The sequence below is a fragment of the Pseudomonas sp. C9D1 genome (assembly GCF_056491235.1).
The window spans coordinates 286,227-300,301 of sequence record NZ_JBSZIE010000001.1 but is presented as its reverse complement, the minus strand read 5'-3'; the positions used below and the strand labels follow the sequence as shown (position 1 = coordinate 300,301).

Sequence of the window (14,075 nt, the reverse complement as noted above, 5' to 3'; positions counted from 1 at the left end):
GAGTCGGACCGGGCACGTCGTTATACCTGGCGCGCAGCATTGATGGGTTTCGCGGAGCTCTACCCATCCTACAGAGGCCACTTGCGCGGTGAATTCGTGCCCAACGCAGGGGCGGCGCTGTGGATAACCCCTTGCAAATCATCCTCTTGCGGGGCCGATATCCAGCGCATATCAACCCAGCGGCCAAATAGTATTGGTCGCGCTTCGAGGCCCCTCCCAATACTGCGGACCAAGCGACAGCTCAGGTCCTGTGCGCCCTGCAAGAGGCGCGGGAAGGTGCTGCGAGGCACCTAGCAATGGCCATTGCACAGGTCGATCTGTTGCGAACCGGAAGGTCTTCCTTCCCCGCACTATCAGGAGATCGAACTGTGATCATCGATATCAGTTGCTACCCCACCGATCTGGTGGACCTCGCCTGGAGGCACGACGGTGACCCCTTCACCGGCGAGCGCCTGCTGGAGATGATGGATGGCCCCTATCTGGTCAACGGCAAACCGCGCCGCATCGACAAGGCCTTCATCCAGCCGCCCCAGGGCAACACCATCTACACCTGGACCGACGGCGAGCTGTCGGGCCGCGAATCCATCGACGCCTACATGGCCTACACCCTGAAGATGGTCCAGACCTACCCGGACCGCTTCATCGGCTGCTTCGTCTACAACCCCCGCTGCGGCGTGCAGAACGGCGTCGAGGCCATCGAACGCTACGTCACCGAGCACGGCTTCAAGATGGTCCAGATGCAGGCCAACATGCATGCCTACCGCCCGGACCGCGCCCTGGACTGGGTCCGCCCGGCCTTCGAGAAATGCGCCGAGCTGGGCGTGCCGGTGAAGCTGCACACCGGTGACGGCCCCTACAGCATCCCTTCCGAGTGGGTGCCGATGATCAAGGAGTTCCCCAACGTCGACTTCATCATGGCGCACTTCGGCGTGCAGACCGGTGGCGTCTACGTGTTCGAGCCCATGCAGTGGGCCATGGAGCTGCCCAACGTCTACTGCGAGTCCGGCTGGTGCCTGCAATCGCGCATCGTCGAGTTCGCCAAGGTCCTGCCGACCCACAAGATCCTCTTCGGCACCGACACCCCGCCCAACGAGCCGGGCATGTGGCTGCGCCTGCTGGAGGTGCTGTGCATGGAGCCGCCCCAGGGGCTGGACCTGGACGAGGACACCCTCGAGGAATACCTCGGCAACAACACCGCCCGGATGATCGGCCTGGAGCCGACCCCGCCGCCGCGCAGCCTCGCCGAAGCCGAGGCGCTGCTGAAGAGCCCCGTCACCACGCAACTGGCCAGGAGCTGATGCGATGATCATCGACACCCACCTGCACCCCACCAACCTGGTCGACGAGGCCTGGCGCCACACCGGCACGCCCTTCACCGGCGAGCGCATGCTCAAGCTGATGGACGGCCCCTACATGATCAACGGCAAGCCGCGCCGCATCGACATGGGCTTCATCCAGCCGCCGCCGGGCAACACCGGCTACCGCGACGGCAACCGCCGTGGCCGCGAAGGCGTGCGCGACTACATGTCGTACATCGCCGAGCTGTGCGTGAACTACCCCGACCGCTTCATCGGCAACTTCACCTTCAACCCGCGCTGGGGCCCGGAAAACGGTGCGGCGGAGCTGGAATTCCACGTCAAGGAATACGGTTTCAAGATGCTCAAGCTGCACGCCAACATGCACGGCTACCGCCCGGACCGCGCCCTGGACTGGCTGCGCCCGGCGATGAAGGTCTGCGCCAAGTACAACATCGTGGTGCTGATCCACACCGGTGACGGGCCCTACACCATCCCGACCATGTTCTACCCGATCATCCGCGAGTTCCCGATGGTGAACTTCATCATCGGCCACTTCGGCATCCAGACCGGCGGCAACTACTCCTTCGAGGCCTTCTGGATGGCGATGGACACGCCCAACGTGTACTGCGAGTCGGGCTGGTGCTTCCAGTCGCGCATCGTCGAGTTCGCCAAGGAGTTGCCGCGCCACAAGATCGTCTTCGGCACCGACTCGCCGCCGAACGAACCGGGCATGTGGCTGCGCGAGCTGGAGGTGCTCTGCTCGCCCGCCCCGCAAGGGCTGGGCATCGACGAGGACCACCTCGAGGACTACCTGGGCAACAACATCGCACGCCTGGTGGGCATCGACCCGACGCCGCCGCCCAAGGACCTGACGGAGGCGGAGATCCGCCTGACCACCACCTACCTCTAGGGATTCCACTGCGGTACTTACAGGCGTCCCGGGGACCGCACGCGGTCGGCCATCGGCCGGCCGCGTGCAGGGACTCGGACACCCCGCGCCCCGGGACCGCCTGCTTTTCGAGAGGTGCACCATGACCCTGCCGAGCTTTGCCACGACCCAGGATTTCCACGCGTTCATCGAGGCCTACCGCGAGCGCTTCGCCGACGACGTGCTGACCATCAAGGAACCCCTTTCCGCCGACCAGGACGTCACCGCCCTGGTCGACGCCCTGGCCGCCCGGGGCCAGCACCCGCTGCTGATCTGCGAGCGGGTGGGCAGCCTCGGCGTGCCGGTGGTGACCAACCTGTTCGCCTCGCGAACCCGCATCGCCCGGCTCTTCGGCACCACCCCGGCGAAGCTCCACGAGGTGTTCCAGGCCCGCGCCAACGCCCCCGTTCCGCCGGTCTACCTGGCCACCGGCCCGGTGCTCGACGAGGTGATCGAGGGCGAGGCCCTGGACCTGGCGCTGCTGCCGATGCTCAAGCACTTCGACAGCGACCGCGGGCCCTACATCACCAACGCCATCATCGTCGCCCAGGACCCGGTCACGGGCGTGGCCAACATGAGCTACCACCGCTCCATGCGCCATGCCCGCCAGGCCCTGGCCACCAGCCTGCATTCCCGCGGCCACCTGTGGCGCATGCTGCAGGCCGCCCGCGAACGCGGCGAGGAGCTGCCGGTGGCCATGGTGGTGGGCGCTCACCCGCTGTTCATGCTGGCCGCCGCCGCGCGCCTGCCCTATGGCGCCGACGAGCGCGCGGTGGCCGGCGGCCTGTTCGGCGCGCCCCTGGAGCTGGTGAAGACGCCGCGCTACGGCATCGGCGTGCCGGCCCACGCCGAGTTCGTGCTGGAGGGCGCCATCGACCCCACCGCCTATGCCGAGGAAGGCCCCTTCGGCGAGTTCAGCGGCTACTCCTCCGACCGCTCCACCAACAACGTGCTGCGCGTCGACACCCTGCTGCGCCGGCGCGATGCCTGGCTGGTGGACGTGGTGGGCGGGCGCTACGCCGAGCACCTGACCCTGGCGCGGCTGCCCCGCGAGGCGGAGATGAGCGAGAAGCTCAAGGCGCGCTTCCCGGCGGTGACCGCCGTGCACTACCCCAACTCCGGCACCCACTTCCATTGCTACGTGGCGCTGGACCAGAGCCGCGACGGCGAGGCGCGGCAGATCATGCTCGCCCTGCTCGGCTGGGACCCGTACCTGAAGACGGTGATCGCGGTGGACAGCGACATCGACATCAGCGACGACAGCCAGGTGCTCTGGGCGCTGGCCACGCACTTCCAGCCACACCAGGACCTGTTCACCATCGACGGCCTGCCGGGCAGCCCGCTGGACCCGTCCTCCTCGGCCAACGGCACCACCTCGCGCATGGGCCTGGACGCCACCCGCAGCAGCGGCTTCGACGGCATCCGCGCGCAGCTCGACCCGCGCATCCAGGGGCGCATGCGTCAGCTATTGAAGGGCTACCTGCCGGGGGGCGCGTCATGACGGCCCCCCGTCGCCTGGTGGTGGGCATCAGCGGCGCCTCGGGCTTCATCTACGGCGTGCGCCTGCTGGAGCTGCTGGAACAGCTGGGGATCGAGAGCCACCTGGTGCTGAGCCGCGCGGCACAGCTGACCATGGCCCACGAGACCGACTACAAGCTGGCCGACGTCATAGCCCGCGCCAGCCACCACCACCGCGCCGACGACGTGGCCGCCGGCATCGCCAGCGGCTCGTTCCGCTGCCTGGGCATGGTGGTGGCGCCCTGCTCCATGCGCACCCTGGCGGAGATCGCCAGCGGCGCCTCCTCGAGCCTGCTGACCCGCGCCGCCGACGTGACCCTCAAGGAACGCCGGCCGCTGGTGCTGATGGCGCGGGAAACGCCGCTGACCCTGGCGCACCTGCGCAACATGACGGCGGTCACCGAGATGGGCGGGATCATCGCCCCGCCGGTGCCGGCCTTCTACGCCCGCCCGCAATCGCTTTCACAGATGGTCGACCACAGCCTCGGCCGGGTGCTGGACCTGTTCGGCCTCGACGCCGGCACCGCGCTGCGCTGGGGCGAACCCGCCCCGCAAGCCGGCGCCGACGGCGGCCATTCCGCAACCCCGAAGGAGCTCGCATGAACAGTCCATTCAACGCCCCGACGCCCAACCGCAAGATCCCGGTGACCATCCTCACCGGCTTCCTCGGGGCCGGCAAAACCACCCTGCTCAACTACATCCTCAAGGAGAACCACGGCCACAAGATCGCCGTGATCGAGAACGAGTTCGGCGAAGTCGGCATCGACGGCGACCTGGTGCTCAGCTCCGAGAGCGAGGAGATCTACGAGATGGTCAACGGCTGCGTGTGCTGCACCGCCGAGGTCCGCGAGGACCTGGTGCGCATCATCCGCGAGCTGGTGGCGCGCCCGGTGCGCCTGGACCGCATCCTCATCGAGACCAGCGGCCTGGCCGACCCCTACCCGGTGGCGCAGAGCTTCTTCATCGACGACCCGATCGCCGCCGAGGTGGAGCTGGACGCCATCGTCACCCTGGTGGACGCCAAGCACGTCGCCCAGCACCTGGAGGACCTGCAGCTCGACGGCGTGGACAACCAGGCGGTGGACCAGATCGTCTGTGCCGACCGCATCATCATCAACAAGGTGGACCTGGTGAACGGCGAGGAACTGGCCGACCTGCAAGGCAAGGTGCGCAGCCTCAACGCCACCGCCGAGCTGGTGACCTCCAGTTACGCCCGCATCGACCTGGACGGCATCCTCGGCGTCGGCGCCTTCGAGGCCACCCGCAAGCTGATGGAGATCGGCGCGGAGCATCACGACCACGGCCATGACCATGACCATGACCATGACCACCCCGAGCCTGCTGCGGACACCGGCCACGAGCACGACCCCAGCGTCAGCTCGGTGGGCATCGCCGTGACCCAGGACATCGACCTGATGGCCTTCCACCGCTGGATCACCGACCTGCGCCAGCGCCAGGCCGACACCCTCTACCGCATGAAGGGCGTGCTCGCCGTGCAGGGCGAGGACCAGCGCTACGTGCTGCAGGGCGTGCACAGCCTGGTGGAATTCCGCGCCTCCACGCCCTGGGGCAACGAGCCGCGCACCAGCAAGATCGTGTTCATCGGCCGCGACCTCGATCGCGCCGCCCTCAACCAGGGGTTCGCCGCCTGCCTCGCAGGCTGACCACGCTCCGGGCTGCCGCTACGCCCGTGAGCCGGGCGACGGCCCTGGGCACACTGAACGGGTTCCCTCAGCAACAAGAACAATTCGCCAGAGGACTTACACCATGAATTCAGCCGTGCACCCGGTAGACCAGATTCTGCCGTTCCGTCAGATGCTCACCCTCGGCCTGCAACACATGGCCGTCTCGTACATCGGCGCCATCGCCGTCCCCCTGATCGTCGCCAGCGCCCTGAAGATGTCCCAGCCGGACACCGTGCTGCTGATCAGCACCACGCTGTTCTGCTGCGGCATCGCCACCCTGATGCAGACCCTGGGCTTCTGGAAGTTCGGCGTGCGCCTGCCGATCCTCCAGGGCGCCGCCTTCAGCAGCGTGGGGCCGGTGATCGCCATCGGCAGCAACCCCGACATCGGCGTCGCCGGCATCTGCGGCGCGGTGATCGGCGCCGGCCTCTTCACCATGCTGGTGGCGCCCTGGGTGGGGCGCCTGCGACGGCTGTTCCCGCCGGTGGTCACCGGCTGCATCGTCACGGTGATCGGCCTGCAGCTGTTCCCCATCGCCTACGAGTGGGCCGGCGGCGGGCGCAACCACAGCGACTTCGGTGCCCCCGGCTTCCTGCTGGTGACGGTGGTGGTGCTGGCGGTGATCCTGCTGGTGACCCGCTACGGCAGCCCGCTGCTGCGCAACATGTCGGTGCTGATCGGCATGCTGGTGGGCGGCGGCCTGGCCTATGGGCTGGGCATGGGCAACTTCCACGGCGTGGAAGAGGCGCCCTGGCTGACGGTGCCGGTGCCCTTCCACTTCGGCGTGCCCACCTTCGCGCTGATCCCCATCGCCACCATGGTGGTGGTGATGATCGTGCAGATGGTCGAGTCCATGGGCCTGTTCGTGGCCATCGGCGACATCGTCGAGCGCCCGGTGGAAGACCGCCAGGTGGTCGCCGGGCTGCGCGCCAACGGCCTGTCCAGCGCCATCGCCGGGATGTTCGCCGGCTTCCCCTTCATCGCCTTCATGGAGAACGTCGGCCTGGTGATCCTCACCGGCGTGCGCAGCCGCTGGGTGGTGGCCGTCAGCGGGCTGATGATGTGCGCCGTGGCGCTGATCCCCAAGGCCGGCGCCGTCATCGCCTCGATGCCCACCGCCGCCCTGGGGGGCGCTGCCGTGGCCATGTTCGGCGTGGTCGCCGCAGCCGGCATCCAGACCCTGGCCAAGGTCGACTACGAGCGCAACCGCTACAACGTGCTGATCGTCGGCTTCACCATCGCCGCCGCGCTGGTGCCGGTGCTTTCCCCCGCCCTGTTCCATCAACTGCCCGAGTGGAGCCAGCCCTTCCTGCACAGCAGCGTGGTGATCGCCTGCCTGGTGTCGGTGGGCCTCAACGCCGCCCTCAATGGCGTCGGCGTGCCGGACACCGCGAACGGCAAGACCCTCCACGACGTGCTCTGAGCGCAACCACGGGAACCTTCCATGAACGACATCCTGATCAAGAATCCCCAGGCGGTGATGACCGGCCTGCGCGGCGACCGCGCCCGCGCCGGTGGCGTCGACATCCGCATCCGCAACGGGCGCATCGCCGAGATGGCCAACGACCTGCAGCCGGGCACCGGCGAGCGGGTGATCGACGCGCGCAACTGCCTGGTCTACCCGGGCTGGGTGAACACCCACCACCACCTGGCGCAGAACCTGCTCAAGGCCGTACCCGCCGGCCTCAACCAGGACCTCCAAGGCTGGCTGGCCAGCGTGCCCTACCCGCGCCTGTCGCGCTTCACCACCGAGCTGGTGCGCATCGCCGCGCGCCTGGGCATGGCCGAGCTGCTGCTGTCGGGCGTCACCACCTGCGCCGACCACCATTACCTCTACCACGCCCATGGCAGCACCGAGAGCGGCGACGCGCTGTTCGACATCGCCGAAGAATTCGGCATGCGCTTCGTGCTCTGCCGGGGCGGTGCCTTGGAATCGGCCAACGCCCACCCGGGCTTCTCCAAGACCGCGCTGCAGCCGGAGAGCCTGGAACAGATGCTCGGCGACATCGAGCGGCTCAAGGCGCGCTACCACCAGAACACCCCGGACGCCCTGCGCCGGGTGGTGGTCGCCCCCACCACGCCGACCTTCTCGCTGCCGCCGACGCTGCTCCGCGAGCTGGCGCAGAGCGCCCGGCGCATGGGCCTGCGCCTGCACACGCACCTGTCGGAAACGCAGAACTACGTGAACTTCTGCCGCGAGAAGTACAACTGCCTGCCGGTGGAGTTCGTCGCCGAGCACGAGTGGCTGGGGCCGGACGTGTGGTTCGCCCATATGGTCCACGCCCAGCCGTCGGAGATCCGCATGCTGGCGCAGACCGGCACCGGCATCTCCCACTGCCCGGTGAGCAACGCGCGCCTGGGCAGCGGCATCGCCCCGGTGCCGCAGATGGCGGCGGCCGGCGTGCCCATCTCCCTGGGGGTGGACGGCGTCGCCTCCAACGAGTCCGGGAGCATGGTGGGCGAGGCCAACACCGCCTGGCTGATCCACCGCACCAACCAGGGCGCCTCGGCCACCCTGGCCGAGGACGTCATCCATTGGGGCACCGCCGGCGGCGCCACGGTGCTGGGCCTGGGCGCGGTGGGCACCCTGGAAGTGGGCCAGGCCGCCGACCTGGTGCTCTACGGCCTCGACCACCCGCGCTTCTTCGGCTTCCACGACCCGGCCCTCGCCCCGGTGCTGGCCGGCGAGCCGATGGCTGTGCGCTACAGCCTGGTGGGCGGGCGCCTGGTGGTGGATGACGGGGTGATCCCGGGGCTCGATATCGAGCGCCTGCGCCGCGAAGCCCTGGACGGCGTGCAGCAGCTGCTGCAGGGCGACTGAAGCCGAAAAGCCGCGCTGCCCGGGGCTCAGGGCGGCGCGGTGGGAGGCTCGGCGGGGCACTCGCGAAATGTGGCACGAAAGTGCTAATTTCCGCATTCCCCTGCCCTTCCGAGCCCCCGTCATGGCCCTGACCTTCCGCCCCGCGACACCGGCCGATGCCCCGGCCATCGCCCCGCTGGTGTACCGCTCCGGCCCCGCCGCCTTCGACCACGCCTTCGCCCGTGGCGGGCGCAGCGCGGTGGACTTCCTGCGCTGGACCCTGGCGCGGGAGGCGGGCGAGTTCGGCTACCGCCTGCATTGGGTGGGCGAGCAGGACGGCCGCATCGTCGCCACCGGCACCGCCTTCAGCGGCGAGGCCAACCTGCGCAACAGCCTGGCGGCGCTGGGGCAGATCGTCGGCTTCTACGGCTTCGGCGCCGCCGCGGTGATCCGCCGCGGCCTGCAGCTGGAGCGCATCATCCAGCCGCCACCCGCCGCCACCTGCTACCTCGCCCACCTGGGCGTGGCAGAGGGCCTCACCGGCCAGGGCATCGGCCAGCGGTTGATCGACCACCTGCTGCACCTGGGCCGCCATGACGGCCTGCAACGCGCGGCCCTCGACGTTTCCGCCGCCAACCCCCGCGCCCAGGCGCTCTACGAACGTCTGGGCTTCGTGGTCGAGCACGAGCGCCCCTCCCCTATCCTCGGCATCGCCGCCCATCGGTTCATGACCCGGGGGATTTGAGGGGGTCGCGGACCGTAGGATGGCGTAGAGCGAAGCGAAACCCATGCTGTGCCGTGCATGGCCTGATCATCCCATCGCGAATGAATTCGCTCCTACCAGGGCGGCGGCGCTGTGCGCCGCTGGGCGACTGAAGTCGCCCCTGCATCGATCATGCGGAGACGCGACCGTCGTGCTCCTGACGGGCTACCGGAGCGGGTATTCCTGGGTTTAGGATGCGCCTGCAGGCGCACGCAGAGGCGCCCACCTGACCGCGACGGCCTGTTCACCGACCACAGGGATAGCCCATGAGCACGCTGGAAACCGTTGAAATAAAGGCCTTCGTCCCCGCGAAGGACTACGAACAGAGCAAGGCCTTTTACCTGGACCTGGGCTTCAAGCCCGGCGGCGTCTCCGAGGAGATCGCCTATTTCAGCCATGGCGACTGCGCCTTCCTGCTGCAGAACTTCTACGAGAAGGCCCTGGCCGAGAACCTGATGATGCACCTGCTGGTGAAGGACGTTGAGGCCTGGTGGCAGCACGTGCAGGCCAGCGGCGTGATCGAGCGCTACGGCGTGCGCGCCATCCCGCCCGAGGACCAGCCCTGGCGCATCCGCGACTTCATTCTTTTCGACCCCAGCGGCGTGCTCTGGCGTATCGGCCAGAACATCTGAGCGTAATCCCGCCGGCGCCCGTGCCGGCGAGCCCCGGGCCAGCGTCTATGCTTGCTCTGACCTGAAGTGACGGCGGTGCCGCTAAGTGATTCCCCTCCTCGTCTGCGATGACTCGATGATGGCGCGCAAGCAACTGATCCGCGCGCTGCCCCAGGATTGGCCGGTGACCATCACCCAGGCCACCCAGGGTGAAGAAGCCATGGCCGCCATTCGCCAGGGTTTGGGCCAGGTGGTGCTGCTGGACCTGACCATGCCGGTGATGGATGGCTACCAGGTGCTGGCCCAGCTGCAGGCCGAGGGCCTGGTGGCCCAGGTGGTGGTGGTCTCTGGCGACATCCAGGAAGAGGCCCAGCGCCGGGTGCTGGAACTGGGCGCCCTGGCCTTCCTCAAGAAGCCCGCCGACCCCGCCGAGCTGCGCGCCGTGCTGGTGCGCCTGGGCCTGCTCAAGGTGCCGGCACCGGGTGTGCCCGCCGAGCCGGTGCCCTCCCGCGAGGACCTGGTCCTCAAGGTCAACTTCCGCGATGCCCTGCGCGAGGTGAGCAACGTCGCCATGGGCCGCGCCGCCGCGCTGCTGGCCAAGGTGCTGAACGTGTTCGTGCAGCTGCCGGTGCCCCAGGTGAACATCTTCGAGGTCAGCGAGCTGCACATGACCCTGGCCGACGCCCAGAGCGGCGAGCGGCTCAGCGCGCTGTGCCAGGGCTTCATCGGCGACGCCATCGCCGGCGAGGCGCTGCTGCTGTTCCACGACTCCGAAATCGCCGACATGGCCAACCTGCTGGGCTGGCAGCCGGCCGACGACAAGGAAACCTCGGAGATGCTGCTGGACCTGGCCAGCATCATCATCGGTGCCTGCCTGGCCGGCATCGCCGAGCAGATCGACGTGCGCTTCTCCCAGGGCCACCCGCAGCTGCTCGGCCAGCATGCATCCATCGAGCGGCTGATCCACCTCAACCGCACCCGCTGGAAGAAGACCCTGGCGGTGGAGATCAGCTACAGCGTCGAGGGCCACAACGTGCACTTCGACCTGCTGCTGCTGTTCACCGAGGACTCGATCCCGCGCCTGACCCACAAGATCCGCTACCTGATGGACTGACCATGCCGGCACAGATCGATATCAAAGAGGTTCACTGGCTGCTCGACATCGTGCAGTGCATCGACGTCGGCGTGATCGTTCTCGACCGCCAGTACAAGGTGGAGGTGTGGAACAGCTTCATGGAGAACCACTCCGGCATGGGCCCGGACGAGGTCCACGGCAAGGTGCTGTTCGAGCTGTTCGACGAGATCGACGAGACCTGGCTGCGACGCAAGGTGGACAGCGTGGTGCAACTCGGCACCCGCGCCTTCAGCCTGTGGGAGCAGCGGCCCTACCTGGTGCGCTTCAAGAACTACCAGCCGATCACCGGGGAGGAGGACCTCATGTACCAGAACGTCACCCTGCTGCCGCTGATGGGCGCCAGCGGCAGCGTCGAGCACCTCTGCGTGGTGATCTACGACGTCACCGAGGTGGCGCGCTACAAGAAGCAGGTCGCCGCCCTCCGCGCCGGCGACGGCGGCCCGGCGTAACGCCCACCGATCCGTTCGTTGTGCACACGGCGAACCCTGCGTGGAGGCCTCGTAGGATGGGTAGAGCTCCGCGAACCCCATCGATGTGGAGCCTCAGGCATGACGCTGTACAGGGGCTCGACTCCGCCTGGTGGAGGTAAAAAGCGACCTCCACCCTACGCATGGGTCAAGCCCATCCGCCGCCCTGTGGGAGCGAATTCATTCGCGATCAACCGATCCGGTCATGCACAGACACAGGGCGGGTGGGCCGGGCGGCGCTCCGCTTCAACCCACCGTTTCTCCTCGACCTGCTCGGAGTTTCCGCGTGACGAGGTGCCGATCCTGACTCCGCGTGGGGCGTCGTCGTAGGATGGGTAGAGCTCCGCGAAACCCATCGATGCGAAGCCTCAGGCATGATGCCGTGCCGGGGCCCGACTCCGCCTGGTGGAGGTAAAGAACGACCTCCACCCTACGCAGCGGTCACGCTTGTGCGGCGGGGGCCTGCTGCTTTTGTAGGAGCGAGTTCATTCGCGATGGGCGATCCAGCCATGCACACCACAGCATGGGTTTCGCTTCGCTCTACGCCATCCTACGGGGCCCCTCGCATCACTTGAGGTACCACCCCCAGGGCTCCTGGCTGCGGTACTCGGTGACCTGCTTGACCTCCAGGTAGTTGTCCAGCCCCCAGCGGCCGAGTTCGCGGCCGATGCCGCTCTGCTTCATGCCGCCCCAGGGCGCCTGGGTGAAGGTGGGCTGCGAGCAGTTGACCCAGACGATGCCGGCGCGCAGGCCGTTGGCCACCCGGGCGGCGCGGTCGAGGTCGGCGCTCATCACCGCGGCGGCGAGGCCGAAGCGGCTGTCGTTGGCCAGGCGCAGGGCGTCGGCTTCGGTCTTGAAGCGCTTGACGCAGAGCACCGGGCCGAAGATTTCGTCGCGCCAGATGCTGGCGTTGTCCGCCGGCTCGTCGAAGATGGTCGGCTCGAGGAAGTAGCCGTGGGACAGGTGCGCGGGGCGCTTGCCGCCGCTGATCAGGGTCGCTTCGCGGGTGCCCTGCTCAATCATGCCCATGACCTTCTGGTACTGCCCGGCGCTGACCAGCGGGCCCAACAGCACGCCGCGCTCCAGGCCCGGGCCGATGGTGATGCGCCGCGCCTCGGCGACCAGGCGTTCGAGCAGGCGCGGGGCGATGCCCTCCTGCACCAGCAGCCGCGAGGTGGCGCTGCACACCTGGCCCTGGTTCCAGAAGATGCCGAACATGATCCACTCCACCGCCGCTTCGATATCCGCGTCGTCGAAGACGATGAAGGCCGACTTGCCCCCCAGCTCCAGGCTGATGTTCTTGATATCGGCCGCCGCCGCCGACATGATTTTCGCCCCCGTGGGCACGCTGCCGGTGAAGGCCAGCTTGTCCACGCCCGGGTGCTGGCTGAGAGGGCCACCGGCGTCGCCGCCAAGGCCGGTGACCACGTTGAGCACGCCCGAGGGCAGGCCGATGCGGTCCGCCGCGCTGGCCAGTTCCAGGGCGGTGAGCGGGGTCAGCTCCGAGGGCTTGAGCACGCAGGTGGCGCCGGCGGCCAGGGCCGGGGCGACCTTCCAGGCGGCCATCAGCAGCGGGTAGTTCCAGGGGATAATCTGCCCGGCCACGCCCACCGGCTCATGGCGGATGCGGCAGCTGAAGCGCGCGTCCGGCAGCTCCAGCGCCTCGTCCTGGCGGCCGTCCAGCTCCCGTGCCAGCTCAGCGTAGTAGCGGAAGCAGCCGATGGCGTCGGCGATGTCCCATTGCGCCTCGGGCAGCGGCTTGCCGTTGTCGCGCACCTCCAGCACTGCCAATGCGTCCTGGCGCCCTTCCAGTTCACTGGCCAGGGCCTCCAGCCAACCGGCGCGCTCGGCACCGGTGGTGTGCCCCCAGCCGCGGTTGAAGGCCTGCCGCGCGGCGCGCACGGCATGGTCGATGTCCTCCTCGGTGGCCGCCGGCACGCGCTGGATCAGGTCGCCGCTGCTCGGGTCGATCACATCGAAATGGCCACCCAGGTCCGGGCGGACCCATTGCCCGTTGATATACAGCTGGTCACGCATGGTCTTCTCCAGGTGGTCGTCAGGCGCCGGTACGGCGGTTCTGCAGGTAGCGGGAGGTGAACAGCAGTGCCAGGGAGGCGCAGATGATCACGGTCGAGATGGCGTTGATCTCCGGGGTGATGCCCCGGCGGATGGACGAGAAGATGTAGATCGGCAGCGTGGTTTCCGAGCCGGCGACGAAGAAGGCGATGATGAAATCGTCGAAGCTGAAGGTGAACGCCAGGAGGAAGCCGGCCATGATCGCCGGGGCGATCTGCGGCAGCACCACGCGGCGGAAGGTCTCCAGCGGCGGCGCGTAGAGGTCGGCGGAGGCTTCCAGCAGGGCCTTGTCCAGGGACTCGACGCGGGTGCGGACGATAACCATCACCAGCGCCATGGTGAACAGCGAATGGGCGGCGACCACCGTGACGAAGCCCATGCGCAGGCGCGGCAGGCCGGCACCGAGGATCACATCCAGCAGCGGGTTGAGCACCTCGAACAGGCTGATGAAGGCGATCAGCGTGGCGATGCCGATGACGATGCCGGGGATGATGATCGCGCAGTAGGTCAGGGCGTCGAAGAACATCCGCACGCGCCGCCCGACCCGCTGCAGGCCGAACACCGCGAGGGTGCCGAACAGGGTGGCGATCAGCGCCGAGCACAGGGCGATCAACGCGCTGTTGCCCAGGGCCTCCATGATGAAGGGGTTGCCGAAGGCGCGGCCGAACCACTGCACCGAGCAGCATTCGAAGGACAGCCCGCTGCGCCCGGCGTTGAAGCTGAAGAGGATGATCAGCGCGATGGGCGCGTAGAGGAACAGGTACAGCGAGGTGGAATAGCTGCGCAGCCACATG

13 protein-coding genes are annotated in these 14,075 nt (G+C 68.2%); 11 read left to right on the top strand and 2 right to left on the bottom strand.

Annotation, left to right across the window (positions count from 1 at the left end; translation table 11 throughout):
* Positions 1-368: 368 nt before the first annotated feature.
* From ACXI0U_RS01415 to ACXI0U_RS01365, 11 genes are all read left to right on the top strand, one after another.
* Positions 369-1,298, top strand: coding sequence for an amidohydrolase family protein (locus ACXI0U_RS01415; protein WP_043245037.1), 930 nt, complete (start codon positions 369-371; stop codon positions 1,296-1,298).
* A 4-nt stretch (positions 1,299-1,302) separates the two neighbouring features.
* Complete coding sequence (locus ACXI0U_RS01410) at positions 1,303-2,208, top strand: amidohydrolase family protein (protein WP_265170469.1); 906 nt, start codon at positions 1,303-1,305, stop codon at positions 2,206-2,208.
* 121 nt (positions 2,209-2,329) lie between these two features.
* Positions 2,330-3,727, top strand: coding sequence for a UbiD family decarboxylase (locus tag ACXI0U_RS01405; RefSeq protein WP_021217538.1), 1,398 nt, complete (start codon positions 2,330-2,332; stop codon positions 3,725-3,727).
* Entirely contained in the window at positions 3,724-4,347 is a 624-nt protein-coding gene (locus ACXI0U_RS01400; RefSeq protein WP_043245034.1) for a UbiX family flavin prenyltransferase, read from the top strand. Before ACXI0U_RS01405 ends, ACXI0U_RS01400 begins: the two co-directional genes overlap by 4 nt.
* Entirely contained in the window at positions 4,344-5,408 is a 1,065-nt protein-coding gene (locus tag ACXI0U_RS01395; RefSeq protein WP_479549623.1) for a CobW family GTP-binding protein, read from the top strand. The genes ACXI0U_RS01400 and ACXI0U_RS01395 overlap by 4 nt, the downstream gene beginning before the upstream one ends.
* A 103-nt stretch (positions 5,409-5,511) precedes the next feature.
* Complete coding sequence (locus tag ACXI0U_RS01390; protein ID WP_431483409.1) at positions 5,512-6,852, top strand: nucleobase:cation symporter-2 family protein; 1,341 nt, start codon at positions 5,512-5,514, stop codon at positions 6,850-6,852.
* 21 nt (positions 6,853-6,873) lie between these two features.
* Entirely contained in the window at positions 6,874-8,250 is a 1,377-nt protein-coding gene (locus ACXI0U_RS01385) for an amidohydrolase family protein (RefSeq protein ID WP_479549622.1), read from the top strand.
* Positions 8,251-8,371: 121 nt separating this feature from the next.
* Entirely contained in the window at positions 8,372-8,974 is a 603-nt protein-coding gene (locus ACXI0U_RS01380) for an N-acetyltransferase family protein (protein WP_479549621.1), read from the top strand.
* Between the two features lie 284 nt (positions 8,975-9,258).
* The gene (locus ACXI0U_RS01375) at positions 9,259-9,624 is read left to right on the top strand and encodes a VOC family protein (protein ID WP_479549620.1); all 366 of its coding nucleotides are present in this window, start codon (positions 9,259-9,261) and stop codon (positions 9,622-9,624) included.
* Positions 9,625-9,709: 85 nt separating this feature from the next.
* A complete protein-coding gene (locus ACXI0U_RS01370) occupies positions 9,710-10,717 on the top strand; it encodes a response regulator (protein WP_479549619.1) in 1,008 nt (335 codons plus the stop codon).
* A gap of 2 nt (positions 10,718-10,719) precedes the next feature.
* Positions 10,720-11,187: a PAS domain-containing protein gene (locus tag ACXI0U_RS01365; RefSeq protein ID WP_043245029.1), complete on the top strand. Its 468-nt coding sequence runs from the start codon at positions 10,720-10,722 to the stop codon at positions 11,185-11,187.
* A gap of 585 nt (positions 11,188-11,772) precedes the next feature.
* Here ACXI0U_RS01365 and ACXI0U_RS01360 read toward each other — a convergent pair.
* Together ACXI0U_RS01360 and ACXI0U_RS01355 are read right to left on the bottom strand one after the other, a co-directional pair.
* Entirely contained in the window at positions 11,773-13,242 is a 1,470-nt protein-coding gene (locus ACXI0U_RS01360; protein ID WP_479549618.1) for an aldehyde dehydrogenase family protein, read from the bottom strand.
* Positions 13,243-13,261: 19 nt separating this feature from the next.
* A complete protein-coding gene (locus tag ACXI0U_RS01355) occupies positions 13,262-14,074 on the bottom strand; it encodes an ABC transporter permease (protein ID WP_043245027.1) in 813 nt (270 codons plus the stop codon).
* Between the last annotated feature and the right edge of the window lies 1 nt (position 14,075).